This is a genomic window from Streptomyces sp. NPDC007907, assembly GCF_042959365.1.
Taxonomy (GTDB): domain Bacteria; phylum Actinomycetota; class Actinomycetes; order Streptomycetales; family Streptomycetaceae; genus Streptomyces; species Streptomyces indiaensis.
Genome location: NZ_JBIBKR010000001.1, coordinates 1 through 16,395, shown reverse-complemented (window position 1 = coordinate 16,395; position 16,395 = coordinate 1). Strand labels below are relative to the sequence as shown.

The 16,395-nt window shown below is 70.5% G+C and carries 12 protein-coding genes, 1 rRNA gene and 1 pseudogene; 9 read left to right on the top strand and 5 right to left on the bottom strand.

Annotated elements, in window-relative coordinates; genetic code table 11:
* Positions 1 to 145 precede the first annotated feature (145 nt).
* The 3 genes and pseudogenes from ACFZDI_RS00070 to ACFZDI_RS00060 all read right to left on the bottom strand — a co-directional run bounded on the left by ACFZDI_RS00070 (position 146) and on the right by ACFZDI_RS00060 (position 5,077).
* Complete coding sequence (locus tag ACFZDI_RS00070; protein ID WP_391247984.1) at positions 146 to 3,709, bottom strand: AAA family ATPase; 3,564 nt, start codon at positions 3,707 to 3,709, stop codon at positions 146 to 148.
* Between the two features lie 534 nt (positions 3,710 to 4,243).
* Positions 4,244 to 4,357, bottom strand: a pseudogene (locus ACFZDI_RS00065) (hypothetical protein); the annotation flags it as partial.
* A gap of 423 nt (positions 4,358 to 4,780) precedes the next feature.
* Positions 4,781 to 5,077: a DUF397 domain-containing protein gene (locus ACFZDI_RS00060; RefSeq protein ID WP_234850560.1), complete on the bottom strand. Its 297-nt coding sequence runs from the start codon at positions 5,075 to 5,077 to the stop codon at positions 4,781 to 4,783.
* 267 nt (positions 5,078 to 5,344) lie between these two features.
* On the opposite strand from ACFZDI_RS00060, the gene rpsO reads away from it, so the two are divergent.
* The 5 genes from rpsO to ACFZDI_RS00035 all read left to right on the top strand — a co-directional run bounded on the left by rpsO (position 5,345) and on the right by ACFZDI_RS00035 (position 10,763).
* Positions 5,345 to 5,632 carry a 30S ribosomal protein S15 gene (rpsO, locus tag ACFZDI_RS00055; protein ID WP_010042739.1) on the top strand — a complete coding sequence of 96 codons (288 nt, stop codon included), beginning with the start codon at positions 5,345 to 5,347 and terminating at the stop codon, positions 5,630 to 5,632.
* Positions 5,633 to 5,919: 287 nt separating this feature from the next.
* Positions 5,920 to 8,136 (top strand): polyribonucleotide nucleotidyltransferase, encoded by a 2,217-nt coding sequence (locus tag ACFZDI_RS00050; RefSeq protein WP_234850559.1) that lies wholly within the window; start codon positions 5,920 to 5,922, stop codon positions 8,134 to 8,136.
* A complete protein-coding gene (locus ACFZDI_RS00045; protein ID WP_234850558.1) occupies positions 8,133 to 9,512 on the top strand; it encodes a pitrilysin family protein in 1,380 nt (459 codons plus the stop codon). The genes ACFZDI_RS00050 and ACFZDI_RS00045 overlap by 4 nt, the downstream gene beginning before the upstream one ends.
* 29 nt (positions 9,513 to 9,541) lie before the next feature.
* On the top strand, positions 9,542 to 10,294 hold the full coding sequence (gene dapB / locus ACFZDI_RS00040; RefSeq protein WP_391246744.1) for a 4-hydroxy-tetrahydrodipicolinate reductase: 753 nt from the start codon (positions 9,542 to 9,544) through the stop codon (positions 10,292 to 10,294).
* 13 nt (positions 10,295 to 10,307) lie between these two features.
* A complete protein-coding gene (locus ACFZDI_RS00035; RefSeq protein ID WP_234850556.1) occupies positions 10,308 to 10,763 on the top strand; it encodes a tetratricopeptide repeat protein in 456 nt (151 codons plus the stop codon).
* Between the two features lie 77 nt (positions 10,764 to 10,840).
* Here the strand turns inward: ACFZDI_RS00035 and ACFZDI_RS00030 are convergent, their stop codons facing one another.
* Together ACFZDI_RS00030 and ACFZDI_RS00025 are read right to left on the bottom strand one after the other, a co-directional pair.
* Positions 10,841 to 11,395 carry a hypothetical protein gene (locus tag ACFZDI_RS00030; protein WP_234850555.1) on the bottom strand — a complete coding sequence of 185 codons (555 nt, stop codon included), beginning with the start codon at positions 11,393 to 11,395 and terminating at the stop codon, positions 10,841 to 10,843.
* Positions 11,396 to 11,507: 112 nt separating this feature from the next.
* Positions 11,508 to 11,747, bottom strand: a complete 240-nt coding sequence (locus ACFZDI_RS00025) for a hypothetical protein (RefSeq protein WP_234850561.1) — start codon at positions 11,745 to 11,747, stop codon at positions 11,508 to 11,510.
* A 176-nt stretch (positions 11,748 to 11,923) separates the two neighbouring features.
* Here ACFZDI_RS00025 and thyX point away from each other — a divergent pair, with 176 nt between their 5' ends.
* The 4 genes from thyX to ACFZDI_RS00005 form a co-directional block, all read left to right on the top strand.
* The gene (thyX, locus tag ACFZDI_RS00020) at positions 11,924 to 12,664 is read left to right on the top strand and encodes an FAD-dependent thymidylate synthase (protein WP_391246741.1); all 741 of its coding nucleotides are present in this window, start codon (positions 11,924 to 11,926) and stop codon (positions 12,662 to 12,664) included.
* 211 nt (positions 12,665 to 12,875) lie between these two features.
* A complete protein-coding gene (gene dapA, locus ACFZDI_RS00015) occupies positions 12,876 to 13,775 on the top strand; it encodes a 4-hydroxy-tetrahydrodipicolinate synthase (protein WP_234850553.1) in 900 nt (299 codons plus the stop codon).
* A 155-nt stretch (positions 13,776 to 13,930) separates the two neighbouring features.
* Entirely contained in the window at positions 13,931 to 15,616 is a 1,686-nt protein-coding gene (locus ACFZDI_RS00010; protein ID WP_234850552.1) for a ribonuclease J, read from the top strand.
* 501 nt (positions 15,617 to 16,117) lie between these two features.
* A 16S ribosomal RNA gene (locus ACFZDI_RS00005) occupies positions 16,118 to 16,395 on the top strand; the annotation flags it as partial.

The window sequence follows — 16,395 nt, the reverse complement described above, 5'->3', positions numbered from 1 at the left end:
TCATTGGTCGAGACCACTGACGCGCTCCTGGCCAGGGCCTGGCAACGGAATTCGTCCCTGAACGCACCGAGGCCCGCGCCGAGTCGGAACGGCGCGGGCCGGGCGGGGGATCGGCCCCTGAGAAGGGGCCGATCGGGTGAGGCGATTACTGCGTCGGAGGCACGGGCGGCGGGGTTTGCCCGTCCGGCTGGGGCCCGTCCGGCCCGCCCTGCCGGCCGGGCTGCGGGTAGCCGTAGCCCGGCTGCGGGGGAGCGGCCGGGGGCTGGCCGGGCTGGGGGTACGGCTGGCCGGGTTGGGCCACCGGCTGACCCGGCTGCGGGTACGGCTGCCCCGCGGCCTGCGGGTACGGCTGCCCGGGCTGGGCCGGGGGCTGACCGGGCTGGGCATACGGCTGACCGGGCTGCGGCTGATGGGGCTGGTGCGGGTACGCGCCCGGCTCGCCGGGAACCGGCTGCTGCCGGCCGGGGTACGGAGGCTGGCCCGGTACGGGCCCGCCCGGCTGGGCGTAGGGCTGACCCGGTACGGGCTGGCCGGGCTGGGCGTATGGCTGCCCGGGCGCGGGCTGGCCGGGCTGGGCGTACGGCTGGCCGGGTGCGGGCTGGCCCGGTTGGGCGTACGGCTGGCCCGGCATGGCCTGGCCCGGCATCGGCGGGGCGGCGACCGGCGGCGGGTTGCCGTCGGAGGTCCACAGCCCGTGCGACTGCTGGTGCCGGACGAAGTCCTCGGCGACCATCGCGGCCAGGTTGAAGTACGCCTCCCGCACCTTGGGCCGCATCATGTCGAGGTCGACCTCGGCACCGGCGGCGAGGTGCTCGTCGAAGGGCACGACGACGACCCCACGGCAACGCGTCTCGAAGTGCGACACGATGTCCTCGACCTTGATCATCTTGCCGGTCTCGCGGACACCTGAGATGACGGTGAGGGACCGCGAGACGAGGTCGGCGTAGCCGTGCGCGGACAGCCAGTCCAGCGTCGTGCTCGCACTGCTCGCCCCGTCCACCGACGGCGTCGAGATGATGATGAGCTGGTCGGCGAGGTCCAGCACACCGCGCATGGCGCTGTAGAGCAGACCGGTACCGGAGTCGGTGAGGATCACCGGGTACTGCTTGCCGAGCACGTCGATCGCGCGCCGGTAGTCCTCGTCGTTGAACGTCGTGGACACGGCCGGGTCGACGTCGTTGGCGATGATCTCCAGGCCGGAGGACGCCTGCGACGTGAACCGCCTGATGTCCATGTACGAGTTGAGGTACGGGATCGCCTGGACGAGGTCACGGATGGTGGCCCCGGTCTCGCGCCGCACGCGGCGCCCGAGGGTGCCCGCGTCCGGGTTGGCGTCGATCGCGAGGATCTTGTCCTGCCGCTCCGTGGCGAGCGTGGAGCCCAGTGCGGTGGTCGTGGTCGTCTTGCCGACACCGCCCTTGAGGCTGATCACCGCGATCCGGTAGCAGGAGAGCACGGGAGTGCGGATCAGGTCCAGCTTGCGCTGCCGCTCGGCCTCCTCCTTCTTCCCGCCGATCTTGAACCGCCCGCCACCGGCCGCCGGACGGCTGCTCTTGGCCTTCTGCTTCTTGCTGTTGAGCAGCCGGTCCGACGACAGCTCCACCGCGGCGGTGTAACCGAGCGGCGCGGCACCGGGGTTGGTCGGCTGCCGCTGGTCGTGCTGGATGGGCTGCGGCCAGGCGGCACCGGTACGGGGGTCGACGGGCTGCTGCGGCTGTTGCCCCGGCTGCGGCTGCCCCGACGGGTCGGGCTGCGGGGACTGGCCCCCGGGGTGGGGCTGTGCCTGCGGCGGGATGTGCGGCTGCGGCTGGACGTGCTGGTGCGGCGGCTGGGCGCCGGGGTGCGGGAAGCCGTAGGCGCCCTGCGGGGCGGGCGGAGTGCCCTGCCGGGGGAAGCCGTAGCCGCCGTCTGCTTCGGGCGCGGGGGCCGGGGCGCTCTGGGGCTGCTGAGCGGGAGGCTGAACCGGAGGCTGCTGGGCGTCCGGGGCCGGAGCACCCGGCTGGGGGAAACCGTAACCGGCCTGCGGGGCAGGCGCGTTGCTTTGCTGAGGGAAGCCGTAGCCGCCCTGCGCGGAGGGCGTGGGAGCGGGCGGGCTCTGCGGCTGCTGGGCGTTCGGGGTGGGGGCTCCGGTGTGCGGGTACGCGTAGCCGCCTTGGGGGGCCGGCGGGGCAGCGGGCGCATTGTCCTGCTGCGGGAAGCCGTAGCCGCTGGGCTGCGGTGCGGGCTGGGCGGGCGGCTGATGGGGCGGCGTCGGTGCGGCGGGCTGGTTCCACGCGGCGGGCGCGGGCTGCGGCGCCTGCGGCTGGAACGGCGGCTGCTGCGACGGCATCTGGGGCTGCGGCGGCACCGGGGGCTGCCCCTGTACGGCCGTCGGCTGCGGTTGCGGCTGCGGCTGAGCGGGTGCGGCGTTCGGGTCCGAGGGCTGCGCCGGGGAATGCGGCTGCTGCTGCGGCTGGGCGGGCCACTCGCTCGCTGGTGCCGGAGCGGCCGGCTGGTACGACGGCGGGAGCGGCGGCACGCCCTGCGGGGGCGGGGGAGTGGAGTCGGCCGGCGCGCTCTGCGGGGCCTGGGGGGAGGCCGGCACGGCGTCCTCCGGCTCGCTCTGCGCGGGCGCGCCGTCGGCAAAGGGCGTGTCGGCGGGGGGCGCGTCAGCCGGCTCGGCCGCAGACGCCGCCGGTTCCTCGCCCTCGTGTCCGGGCCCGGCCGGCACCGCCTCCGCAGGCTCGACGGAGTCGGGCACCGCTGATTCGGGCTGGGCGTCTTCGAGCTGGGCGTCCTCGGGCTGCGCCTCTTCGAGCTGCGCGACCTCGGGCCGGGCGTCCTCGGGCTCGGCCTGCTCGGACTCGGTGTCGTCCTCGGTGTCGTCGGCCCCTGCGTCCTTGGACTCGACAGCTTCCGGCTCGACGTCTTCACGCTCGACGTCTTGAGGCTCGTCGCCTTCCGGACCGGCGTCCTCGGCTTCGCTGGCCTCCGGCGCGGCGACCTCCGGCTGGGGGATCTCGGGAGCCACGTCCTCGGGAGCCACGTCCTCGGGCCGCACGTCCTCGGGCCGCATGTTCTCCGGCTCCGGCCGGATGTCCTCCGGCTCGGTCCCCTCGGCCGGCGGCACGTCGGTGAAGGCGTCCGCGTCCAGCGCGTACTCCGAAGCCGGGACGGAGTCGCCGGCCTCCACGCCGAGGCCGTAGTCCTCCGTCTCATCGGCGCCGGCGCTGCTGTCGACCTCCACCACCTCAGGAGCCTCAGAGGCCTCAGCGGCCTCGGGTGCGTCGGGAGCTTCCGGAGACTCAGAGGTGGCAATCGACTCTGCGGCGGCCCGCTCCTCGATCTCCCGCTTCAGGGCGACGGCGGAGAAGCGCATCGTGGCACCGCTCTCCAGATCACCGTTCTCCGGCTCGACGGCATCGACGGGAGCCGCCGGGGCCGAAACCTCGGGGGCCGCCGGAGCCGGAGTCTCGAGGGCCGCCGGAGCCTCGGGAGCCGCCGAAGACTCGGGGCCGGCCGGAGCCTCCGCAACGGCGGGCGGAGTCGCCGGGGGCTCGGGAACGGCCGGAGCCTGCGCTGGAGCCGACGGCGTCCACGGCGACGGGTACCCGCCGACGGGGATGTTCGGCCCAGCCGTAGGAGAGGCCGCGTCCCCCGCAGGTGTCTCGGACGGTCCCGAAGGCCGGTCCCCGTGCGGCGAACCCTGCGGCTCGAACCCGCTGCCCATCGGAAGCTTGGGGACGGCCGAAGGACCCCCCGAAGCGGGCGCGGGCGGTGCGGGCGGCGTGAAGGGCGCCCTCGGCGCGGGCGCGGGAGGCGTGTACGGGGCGCCCGGAGCGGGAGCCGGCGCGGGAGGCGTGAACGGCGCCCCGGGCGCCGGAGCCGGCCCCGGAACGTACGAAGAGGACGGACCGCTGGAAGGAGCAGGCGGATACGCGTAGCCGCCCCCGGAGGGATTCGCGTGCGGCGGCGGAGTCAGACCGGGCAGCGGCGGAACCGGCCCACTCGGCGCACCGGCGGAACCCGCACCCGCGCCAGTACCGGAACCCGAACCCGCAGCCGAACCGGACCCCGTACCTGCACCCCCACCGGCGGCAGCACCCCCAGAGGCACCCCCGGAGACGCCAGAGCCCCCCGAAGCCCCCGACTCCCCGGACGCCGCCCCGGCCCCCGAACCCCCCGAGTTCGTGCCCGAACTCCCCGAGGCGTTCTGCGTGTACCAGGCGGGCGGCGCGTAGTCGATGGTGAACTCGCCGGTCATCTCCGCTGCGGACTCCGCGTCGGGCTGGTCATCGCCGGGTGTCGCCCAGCCCCCGCGGATCCCGTCCCGATCGCTGCTCACAGTGTTCCTCCTGGTGTGGTCGAGCACCCTCATGCCGTGCTGGGGCGACCCTTGCTTGTCGTCCGACATCGTGCGAAGTCGTTTGAGGCGTACCGAGGTCGTCCGAGGTCGTCCGCTCCACAGGCTCCCCCGCCTTCCCCCCTTGGGACGCCGACGCCTACCACGGGTTCTGACGGCGCGCCCCGTCCCAGCCTAATCACCACAAGCCCCGCCCCGGCAGGCCCGTCCGTCCCCGACCAGCTGTCCGCAGCGTCACAACCTGCCCAGAAGGTGCCCGGAAGTGACGTATACGGCACCCACGTTGGTGAAGAAAAAGGGCGACAAGCGTGAAGGGTTGTGAACCACCTTGCACCGCAGCCGTATTGAGGTCACCGCAACGCAGTCGCCTTGCGGCCGGGGGGACATGCGAAGAGGGGCGGCCGTTCACCGGCTCACCCCTCTTGGTGCACGCGTTGTCTACCGCCCGGCTTCGGGCCCCCCGCCGCGCGCCCCCTGCTCAAGATCGAACTCCCCGTCGCGCGCCCCCAGTACGAACGCACGCCACTCCGCCTCCGTGTAGCGCAGCACCGTGTCCGGGTCGAGCGACGACCGCATCGCCACGGCCCCCTCGGGCAGGTAGGCGATCTCGACCCGCTCCTCGTGCGCCTCGGTGCCCGGTGCGCCGTGCCACTCGACCCCGGAGATGTCGAGGGCGTAGAGCTCGTCCCGCTCCCGTTCCTTGCGTGCCTTGATCTCCTCAGCCGTCTCCGCCATGCCGCAGCGACCCCTTCCCGACGTACGAACGATCCGAGTCCGCTCACCCTAGTGGCCCCCCGCGCTCCGGCCGGGAGGTTCGGCGGACCAGGGCAAAAGGGGCCCCGGTGGCCTGGTACTCTGGTCGACGGCCGTTTGTGTACGCACCCCCGGAGCTCACCGCTCTGGAGGCCGCGCCCAGCGGATCTCGCCTTCCGAGTCATGGAAGCTCCCCCGAGATGCAGACCGGGGGCACTCGGTGGCCATCACAGACCATGAGGAGTACGCGTGTCGCTCGACGCCGCTACGAAGAAGCAGATCATGTCCGAGTTCGGTACCAAGGAGGGCGACACCGGCTCCCCCGAGGTCCAGGTCGCTCTGCTGTCCCGTCGGATCTCCGACCTGACCGAGCACCTCAAGACCCACAAGCACGACCACCACTCCCGCCGTGGCCTGCTGATCCTCGTGGGTCAGCGTCGCCGCCTTCTCCAGTACCTGGCGAAGAAGGACATCCAGCGCTTCCGCGCGCTGGTCGACCGCCTCGGCATCCGCCGTGGTGCGGCGGGCGCCAAGTAAGACGCCGTGAGGGGAGCGGTTCCCGAAGAATCGGGGCCGCTCCCTTTGCTGTACGTGCGGAGTGTCACCACTGCTTTGTAGTGTGGTAGCACAACGCAATACGGACGACACAGCACAACAAGAAGAGGAGAGGCGCACCTGGTCGCCGCCGGTCCTCGGTAGTGGCCCCCGGGAGAACGCGCCCCGGGAGCTTCGATCGAAGACCGGCCCGCACAGCACGGCGCGCTTCTCCGCAACCGTCTCCCTGCCACACGGGCAGCGCAGACGAGGACGAGGAGAAAACGCTAGTGGAGAACGAGACCCACTACGCCGAGGCCGTCATCGACAACGGCGCCTTCGGCACCCGCACCATCCGCTTCGAGACGGGCCGCCTGGCCAAGCAGGCCGCCGGCTCCGCCGTGGCGTACCTGGACGACGACACCATGGTGCTGTCGGCCACCACCGCCTCCAAGAACCCCAAGGACCAGCTCGACTTCTTCCCCCTGACGGTGGACGTCGAGGAGCGGATGTACGCCGCCGGCAAGATCCCCGGCAGCTTCTTCCGCCGTGAGGGCCGTCCCTCCGAGGACGCCATCCTCACCTGCCGCCTGATCGACCGCCCGCTGCGCCCCTCCTTCAAGAAGGGCCTGCGCAACGAGATCCAGGTCGTCGCCACGATCATGGCGCTCAACCCCGACCACCTGTACGACGTCGTCGCGATCAACGCCGCGTCCGCGTCCACGCAGCTGGCCGGCCTGCCCTTCTCCGGCCCGATCGGCGGCGTCCGCGTCGCGCTGATCCGCGGCCAGTGGGTGGCCTTCCCGACGCACACCGAGCTCGAGGACGCCGCGTTCGATATGGTCGTCGCGGGTCGCGTCCTGGAGGACGGCGACGTCGCGATCATGATGGTCGAGGCCGAGGCCACCGAGAAGACCATCAAGCTGGTCGAGGGCGGCGCCGAGGCGCCGACCGAGGAGGTCGTCGCCGCCGGTCTGGAAGCCGCGAAGCCCTTCATCAAGGTCCTCTGCAAGGCCCAGTCGGACCTCGCCGCCAAGGCCGCCAAGCCCACCGGCGAGTTCCCGATCTTCCTCGACTACCAGGACGACGTCCTGGAGGCGCTCACCGCCGCCGTCCGCCCGGAGCTCGCCTCCGCGCTGACCATCGCCGGCAAGCAGGAGCGCGAGGCCGAGCTGGACCGCGTCAAGGCGCTCGCCGCCGAGAAGCTCCTGCCGGAGTTCGAGGGCCGCGAGAAGGAGATCTCCGCCGCGTACCGCTCGCTGACCAAGACCCTGGTCCGTGAGCGCGTCATCAAGGAGAAGAAGCGCATCGACGGCCGCGGTGTCACCGACATCCGCACCCTGGCCGCCGAGGTCGAGGCCATCCCGCGGGTCCACGGCTCCGCCGTGTTCGAGCGTGGCGAGACCCAGATCCTGGGCGTCACCACCCTGAACATGCTCCGCATGGAGCAGCAGCTGGACACCCTCTCCCCGGTGACCCGCAAGCGCTACATGCACAACTACAACTTCCCGCCGTACTCCACCGGCGAGACCGGCCGCGTCGGCTCCCCGAAGCGCCGCGAGATCGGCCACGGCGCCCTCGCCGAGCGCGCCCTGGTCCCGGTCCTGCCGACCCGCGAGGAGTTCCCCTACGCGATCCGCCAGGTCTCCGAGGCGCTGAGCTCCAACGGCTCGACGTCCATGGGCTCGGTGTGCGCCTCCACCATGTCGCTGCTGAACGCCGGTGTGCCGCTGAAGGCCCCCGTCGCCGGTATCGCCATGGGCCTGATCTCCCAGGAGATCGAGGGCGAGACGCACTACGTCACCCTCACCGACATCCTCGGTGCGGAGGACGCCTTCGGCGACATGGACTTCAAGGTCGCCGGCACCAAGGACTTCGTGACCGCCCTCCAGCTGGACACCAAGCTGGACGGCATCCCGGCCTCCGTCCTGGCCGCGGCCCTCAAGCAGGCCCGCGACGCCCGCCTCCACATCCTCGACGTGATGATGGAAGCGATCGACACCCCGGACGAGATGTCCCCGAACGCCCCGCGGATCATCACCGTCAAGATCCCCGTGGACAAGATCGGCGAGGTCATCGGCCCCAAGGGCAAGATGATCAACCAGATCCAGGAGGACACCGGCGCCGAGATCACGATCGAGGACGACGGCACCATCTACATCGGTGCCGCCGACGGCCCGGCCGCCGAGGCCGCCCGCGCCACGATCAACGGCATCGCCAACCCGACGATGCCCGAGGTCGGCGAGCGCTACCTGGGCACGGTCGTGAAGACGACCACCTTCGGCGCCTTCGTCTCCCTGCTCCCCGGCAAGGACGGTCTGCTGCACATCTCGCAGATCCGCAAGCTCGCCGGCGGCAAGCGCGTGGAGAACGTCGAGGACGTCCTCGGTGTGGGCCAGAAGGTCCAGGTCGAGATCGCCGAGATCGACTCCCGCGGCAAGCTCTCCCTGATCCCGGTCATCGAGGGCGAAGACGGCGACGAGAAGAAGGACGACGGCGACAAGTGACGTCCCGTGGCTTCCAGGCGACGGCCCGCACCTCCTCGGAGGCGCGGGCCGTCGCCCGTACCCAAACCCTCATCAGGGGCGAGAACGGCATCGGCACGGTCCGCAAGACCACCCTCCCCGGCGGCCTGCGCATCGTCACCGAGACCCAGCCCTCGGTCCGCTCCGCGACCTTCGGCATCTGGGCGCACGTCGGCTCCCGCGACGAGACCCCGGCCCTGAACGGCGCCACCCACTACCTGGAGCACCTGCTCTTCAAGGGCACCAGCCGCAGGTCGGCCCTGGACATCTCCGCCGCGCTCGACGCGGTCGGCGGCGAGATGAACGCGTTCACGGCGAAGGAGTACACGTGCTACTACGCACGCGTGCTCGACAACGACCTGCCGCTGGCCATCGACGTCGTCTGCGACATGCTGACCGGCTCGCTCATCCGCGAGGACGACGTCGACGTCGAGCGGGGCGCGATCCTCGAAGAGATCGCCATGACCGAGGACGACCCGGGCGACTGCGTGCACGACCTGTTCGCGCACACGATGTTCGGCGACAACCCCCTCGGCCGCCCGGTCCTCGGCACGGTCGACACGGTCAACGCCCTGACCGCCGACCGCATCCGCCGCTTCTACAAGAAGCACTACGACCCGACCCACCTGGTCGTCGCCTGCGCCGGCAACATCGACCACGCCAAGGTCGTACGGCAGGTCCGCGCCGCCTTCGAGAAGGCGGGCGCCTTCAAGGACCCGGCCGCGGACCCGGTCGCCCCGCGCAGCGGCACGCGCGCCCTGCGCACCGCCGGCCGCGTCGAGCTGATCGACCGCAAGACCGAGCAGGCGCACGTCGTGCTCGGCATGCCCGGCCTGTCCCGCACCGACGAGCGCCGCTGGGCCCTCGGCGTGCTGAACACGGCCCTCGGCGGAGGCATGTCCTCGCGCCTCTTCCAGGAGGTCCGCGAGAAGCGCGGCCTGGCCTACAGCGTGTACTCGTACACCTCGGGCTTCGCCGACTGCGGCCTGTTCGGCGTCTACGCCGGCTGCCGGCCCTCGCAGGTGCACGACGTGCTGAAGATCTGCCGCGACGAGCTCGACCAGGTCGCGCAGCACGGTCTCTCGGACGACGAGATCGGGCGTGCGATCGGCCAGCTCCAGGGGTCCACGGTCCTCGGCCTGGAGGACACCGGCGCGCTGATGAACCGCATCGGCAAGAGCGAGCTGTGCTGGGGCGAGCAGATGTCCGTCGACGACATGCTGTCGCGGATCGCGTCGGTCACCCCGGACGACGTCCGCGAGGTCGCCCGCGAGATCCTGGGACGGCGGCCCTCCCTGTCGGTCATCGGCCCGCTGAAGGACAAACAGGCGACCCGCCTCAACGACGCCGTCGCCTGACGATCCCCTGGTTGAAGGAAGCACAAGAGATGAGCAAGCTGCGCGTGGCGGTCCTCGGCGCCAAGGGCCGGATCGGCTCGGAAGCCGTACGAGCCGTCGAAGCCGCCGACGACATGGAACTCGTCGCCGCCCTCGGCCGGGGCGACGAGCTGAAGACGCTGACCGAGACCGGCGCCCAGGTCGCGGTCGAACTGACCACGCCCGACTCGGTCATGGCCAACCTCGAGTTCTGCGTCGGCCACGGCATCCACGCGGTCGTCGGTACCACCGGCTGGACCGACGAGCGCCTCGCGCAGCTGAACGGCTGGCTCTCCGCCTCCCCGGAGACGGGCGTGCTCATCGCGCCGAACTTCTCCATCGGGGCCGTACTGAACATGAAGTTCGCGCAGATCGCGGCACCGTACTTCGAGTCGGTGGAGGTCGTCGAGCTCCACCACCCGAAGAAGGTCGACGCGCCCTCGGGCACCGCCACGCGCACCGCCCAGCTCATCGCGTCGGCTCGCGCCGAGGCCGGTGCTGCCCCGGCACCGGACGCCACGGAGACGGCCCTGGACGGCGCGCGAGGCGCGGACGTCGACGGTGTTCCCGTGCACTCCGTCCGCCTGCGCGGCCTGCTGGCCCACCAGGAGGTCCTGCTGGGCGGCGAGGGCGAGACGCTGACCATCCGGCACGACTCGCTCCACCACAGCAGCTTCATGCCGGGCATCCTGCTCGGCGCCCGCCGCGTGGTGAGCACCCCGGGCCTGACGTTCGGCCTCGAACACTTCCTGGATCTGAACTGAGCCCCTGACCGTCATGCGCGCGAAGCTCACCTACGCCCTCACCGCCGCCGTCCTGGTCGTCTACTTCGTCCTGGTCGGCAGCCGCGGCGTCCTGCTCATCGAGATCGGCACGCCCCTCACCGTCACCTTCGGTGTGGCCGTGCTGATCCTGCCGGTCATCGGCCTGTGGTTCCTGTGGAAGAACACGCAGTTCGCCCGCAAAGCCGGTCAACTGGCCGCCGAACTCGACGCCGAGGGCGGTCTGCCCGTCGACGAACTGCGGCGCACCCCCAGCGGGCGCATCGACCGCGACTCGGCCGACGAGGTCTTCGCCCGCCGCAAGGCCGAGACCGAGGACGCCCCCGACGACTGGCGCGCCTGGTTCCGTCTCGCCGTCGCCTACCACGACGCTCGTGACACCCCCCGCGCCCGCAAGGCGATGCAGCGCGCGATCGCCCTGCACGACGGGAAGCAGTCCGAAGCGGCCTGAGCCGCACCCCTTCATGCCGGTGGGGCCGGACCGTGGTGAACGGTCCGGCCCCACCGGCATGAGGAACCAGGACGGCGTCAGCGCGGGCCGTACTCCTCGGCCCACGCCTCCACCGAGTCAGCCGCCCGGTCGAAGGCCTCCGCGCGGCCCAGGAAGTCCGCGTTGTGCGTCGTCATGAGCGACACCGGCCCCGTGTCGTCCCGGCCCCGGCGTCCGAACAGCAGCGCCTGTCCCTGCACCGTCCGGGGCAGGTTCAGCCAGCGCACCGGCTGCTGCACCGTCCGCACGGAGCCGACCTGCTCCCAGGACGCCGTACGCGTGGTGAGGAAACCGACGTGGCGCAGCCCCCGCGCGCTGACCCACACGCCCATGCGCAGCAGCCGGAGCGCCGCGACGATGACGAGCAGTGCGAGGCCGAACACCACGGCCGCCGACGCCAGTTGAGCCGTCGCGGCGATGATGACCGCCGCGAACAGCACGAACGAGGCGAGCAGCAGCGCGAGCGCGGCCACCATGATGCGCCACGGCCCGGGCCGGTACGGACGCCGCCAGCGGTCACGGTCCTCGTAGGGCAACGGAGCGTCGTCCGCCGCCTCGAAAACGCGGTCGGCCGTCAGGAAGGGCAGGGGCACGGCTGGTCCTCACTCGATCCATGCGTGGGCTGTGCCCGGTGAGGCTACCGATCTGTGTCCCCGGTCACCACCGGTGGGGGGCCGGATGGAGTCACCGCCGGTGCGGTGCGATTCAGCGCCTCTCGGACGCCTGGGACTGCTGAGGCTGATCAGCCGCCTTGTCGGGCGTCAGCGCGGGTGTCCCGATGACCAGGGACCCCGCGAGCCCCGCCACGATGGTGAGCCCCAGCAGCCAACGCCCGGCCATCTGACCGAGCGACGACCGCTCGCGCGGCGGCGGAGTGACATTGCTGCGGAACCTGTCGGCCTCGGCGACGAAGGCAAACGGTACGGGTTCACGCCGACCGAACATCAGGGGTACGTCTCCTTCAAAGGTGGAACGGATCACTTTCGTCTGTAGAGACGAAAGAACTCCCTCAGAGGTGCCCTGTTTCACCGACTTCATTGCGGCACGGCACCGATCGCGCCGAATCGGCCGGGCCGTAGAGTGGCGTCGCCACACGACGAGATGGGAAGGCCCTGCCAACCGTGACCGACACCCCCGCCGACGACCTCAAACCCAGCTACCGCAGCGACGTCACCGTCGAGCTGGTCAAGCACACCGCGTCCGACGCGGACGTCCTCTTCGCGGCCCGGGTCTCGACCCTGGGCGAGCAGTCCCTGGACGAGCTGAAGAAGGACCCCGAGCGTTCCAAGGGCCTGATCAACTACCTGATGCGGGACCGGCACGGCAGCCCCTTCGAGCACAACTCGATGACCTTCCTCATCAGCGCCCCGATCTTCGTCTTCCGCGAGTTCATGCGGCACCGCGTCGGCTGGTCGTACAACGAGGAGAGCGGCCGCTACCGCGAGCTCGAGCCCGTCTTCTACGTCCCCGACGAGTCCCGCAAGCTCGTCCAGGAGGGCCGCCCGGGCAAGTACGTCTTCGTCGAGGGCACCCAGGCCCAGCAGGAGCTGGTCGGCCGCGTCATGGAGGACTCGTACCGGCAGGCGTACGAGGCGTACCAGGAAATGCTCGCCGCCGGCGTCGCCCGCGAGGTGGCCCGGGCCGTCCTCCCCGTCGGCCTGTACTCGTCGATGTACGCCACCTGCAACGCCCGCTCGCTGATGCACTTCCTCGGCCTGCGCACCCAGCACGAGCTGGCGAAGGTGCCGTCCTTCCCGCAGCGCGAGATCGAGATGGTCGGCGAGAAGATGGAGGCCGAGTGGGCCCGGCTCATGCCGCTCACCTACGCCGCCTTCAACGCGAACGGACGCGTGGCGCCGTAACGCGCCCCGGTTCCCTGATCAGGTACAGATGTACGGTTCAGCCGCGCGAAGTGTCCGTATTGCGGCATTTGGAGAAGTTCATCTAGCCTGATCAAACGGGTCCGGCACTGCTTGAACCCCCGAGCAGGCAGTGCCGGGCTCCACCTCTGTCGCCACTTGTCGCCTGCCCCGGCGGCAGACCCGGTCCTGAGCAACGAGTAGCGTGTAACCCATGGCTCCGACCTCGACTCCGCAGACCCCCTTCGGGCGGGTCCTCACCGCCATGGTCACGCCCTTCACGGCGGACGGCGCACTCGACCTCGACGGCGCGCAGCGGCTCGCCGCCCACCTGGTGGACGCAGGCAACGACGGCCTGGTCATCAACGGCACCACCGGCGAGTCCCCGACCACCAGCGACGCGGAGAAAGCGGATCTCGTACGGGCGGTCCTGGAGGCGGTCGGCGACCGCGCCCACGTGGTGGCCGGAGTCGGCACCAACGACACCCACCACAGCATGGAACTCGCCCGGGCGGCGGAGCGCACCGGCGCGCACGGCCTGCTCGTCGTGACCCCGTACTACAACAAGCCGCCGCAGGAAGGCCTCTACCGGCACTTCACGGCCGTCGCCGACACCACCGGCCTCCCGGTGATGCTCTACGACATCCCCGGCCGCAGCGGCGTCCCGATCAGCACCGAGACGCTCGTCCGCCTCGCCGAGCACCCCCGGATCGTCGCCAACAAGGACGCCAAGGGCGACCTCGGCCGCGCCAGCTGGGCCATCGCCCGCTCCGGCCTCGCCTGGTACTCCGGCGACGACATGCTGAACCTGCCCTTGCTCTCGGTCGGCGCGGTCGGCTTCGTCTCGGTCGTCGGCCACGTCGTCACCCCCGAGCTGCGCGCCCTGGTCGAGGCGTACACCTCGGGCGACGTCCAGAAGGCCACCGAGATCCACCAGAAGCTGCTCGCCGTCTACACGGGCATGTTCCGCACCCAGGGCGTGATGACGACCAAGGCGGCGCTCGCCCTCAAGGGACTGCCCGCCGGCCCCCTGCGCGCGCCCATGGTCGAGTGCGCGCCCGAGGAGATCGAGCAACTCAAGATCGATCTTGCTGCCGGCGGGGTACAGCTCTGACATCAGACTTCGCGCGGACCCCCGCGCACCTGCTTCACAACTGAATAAGCGGGCCACCGGTGCCCGCGCACCCCACACAGACAACTGCTTCTGCACGAACGTCACGCGCGCCACGTGCCCCACCGGTACGTGGCGTGCGTGGTGAGGAGAGTCTTTTGAGTCATCCGCATCCCGAACTCCGCACGCCCCCGCCGCTCCCCGAAGGCGGCCTGCGTGTCACCCCGCTCGGCGGCCTCGGCGAGATCGGCCGGAACATGACGGTCTTCGAATTCGGCGGCCGCCTGCTGATCGTCGACTGCGGAGTGCTCTTCCCCGAGGAGGAGCAGCCCGGAATCGACCTGATCCTGCCGGACTTCTCGTCCATCAGGGACCGCCTCGACGACATCGAGGGCATCGTGCTCACGCACGGGCACGAGGACCACATCGGCGGTGTCCCCTTCCTCCTGCGCGAGAAGCCGGACATCCCGCTGATCGGCTCCAAGCTGACCCTCGCCCTCATCGAGGCCAAGCTCCAGGAGCACCGCATCCGCCCCTACACCCTCGAGGTGGCGGAGGGGCAGCGCGAGCGCATCGGCCCCTTCGACTGCGAGTTCATCGCGGTCAACCACTCCATCCCGGACGCGCTGGCCGTGGCCATCCGCACCCCTGCGGGCATGGCCGTCCACACCGGCGACTTCAAGATGGACCAGCTCCCGCTGGACAGCCGCCTCACGGACCTCCACGCGTTCGCACGCCTGAGCGAAGAGGGCATCGACCTCCTCCTCTCGGACTCGACCAACGCCGAGGTGCCGGGCTTCGTCCCGCCCGAGCGGGAGATCTCCAACGTCCTGCGGCAGGTCTTCGCCGGCGCCCGCAAGCGCATCATCGTCGCGAGCTTCGCCAGCCACGTGCACCGCATCCAGCAGATCCTGGACGCGGCACACGAGTACGGCCGCCGCGTCGCCTTCGTCGGCCGATCCATGGTCCGCAACATGGGCATCGCACGGGACCTGGGCTATCTGCGGGTCCCGCCGGGCCTCGTCGTGGACGTCAAGACGCTCGACGATCTTCCGGACAGCGAGGTGGTCCTGGTCTGCACGGGTTCCCAGGGCGAGCCGATGGCGGCCCTGTCCCGCATGGCCAACCGCGACCACCAGATCCGCATCGTCCAGGGCGACACAGTGATCCTGGCGTCGTCCCTGATCCCCGGCAACGAGAACGCGGTCTACCGCGTGATCAACGGCCTCACCCGCTGGGGCGCCAACGTGGTCCACAAGGGCAACGCCAAGGTCCACGTCTCCGGGCACGCCTCGGCGGGCGAGCTGCTGTACTTCTACAACATCTGCCGCCCGAAGAACCTGATGCCGGTGCACGGCGAATGGCGCCACCTGCGGGCCAACGCCGAGCTGGGCGCCCTGACCGGCGTCCCGCACGACCGCATCGTCATCGCCGAGGACGGCGTCGCCGTCGACCTCATCGAGGGCAAGGCGAAGATCTCCGGCAAGGTCCAGGCGGGATACGTCTACGTAGACGGCCTCTCGGTCGGTGACGTGGGCGAGCCGGCCCTCAAGGACCGCAAGATCCTCGGCGACGAGGGCATCATCTCGGTCTTCGTGGTCATCGACTCGTCCACCGGCAAGATCACCGGTGGCCCGCACATCCAGGCCCGCGGCTCCGGCATCGAGGACTCCGCCTTCGGGGACGTGGCCCCGCGGATCACGGAGGTGCTCGAACGCTCCGCCCAGGACGGAGTGGTCGAACCCCACCAGCTCCAGCAGCTCGTGCGCCGCACGCTGGGCAAGTGGGTCTCGGACACCTACCGGCGCCGGCCGATGATCCTGCCCGTGGTGGTGGAGGTCTGACGGCCCGTCGGGCCTGAGCTCGCGCCAACTGGGAGCGGGGCGCCTCGATTTGCATCGAGGCGCCCCGCTCCAGTAGGTTTACAACTCCTCCCGACGGGGCACCCGGGCCAACTCAGGCACGGTGACCACGCCCGGCCGGGAAGGAAATTCCGACTCAGAACTTCTGATAAAGTCGGGAGCGCCGGAAAGGGAAACGCGGAAGCGGGAACCTGGAAAGCACCGAGGAAATCGGATCGAAAAGGATCTGATAGAGTCGGAAACGCAAGACCGAAGGGAAGCGCCCGGAGGAAAGCCCGAGAGGGTGAGTACAAAGGAAGCGACCGTTCCTTGAGAACTCAACAGCGTGCCAAAAGTCAACGCCAGATATGTTGATACCCCGTCTCCAGCATTCGCTGGGACGAGGTTCCTTTGAAATAACACAGCGAGGACGCTGTGAACGGTCGGGCCTATTCCGCCTGACTGTTCCGCTCTCGTGGTGTTCATCCCGATTACGGGAAAACATTCACGGAGAGTTTGATCCTGGCTCAGGACGAACGCTGGCGGCGTGCTTAACACATGCAAGTCGAACGATGAAGCCCTTCGGGGTGGATTAGTGGCGAACGGGTGAGTAACACGTGGGCAATCTGCCCTGCACTCTGGGACAAGCCCTGGAAACGGGGTCTAATACCGGATACTGACCACTGGGGGCATCCTCGGTGGTCGAAAGCTCCGGCGGTGCAGGATGAGCCCGCGGCCTATCAGCTTGTTGGTGAGGTAGTGGCTCACCAAGGCGACGACGG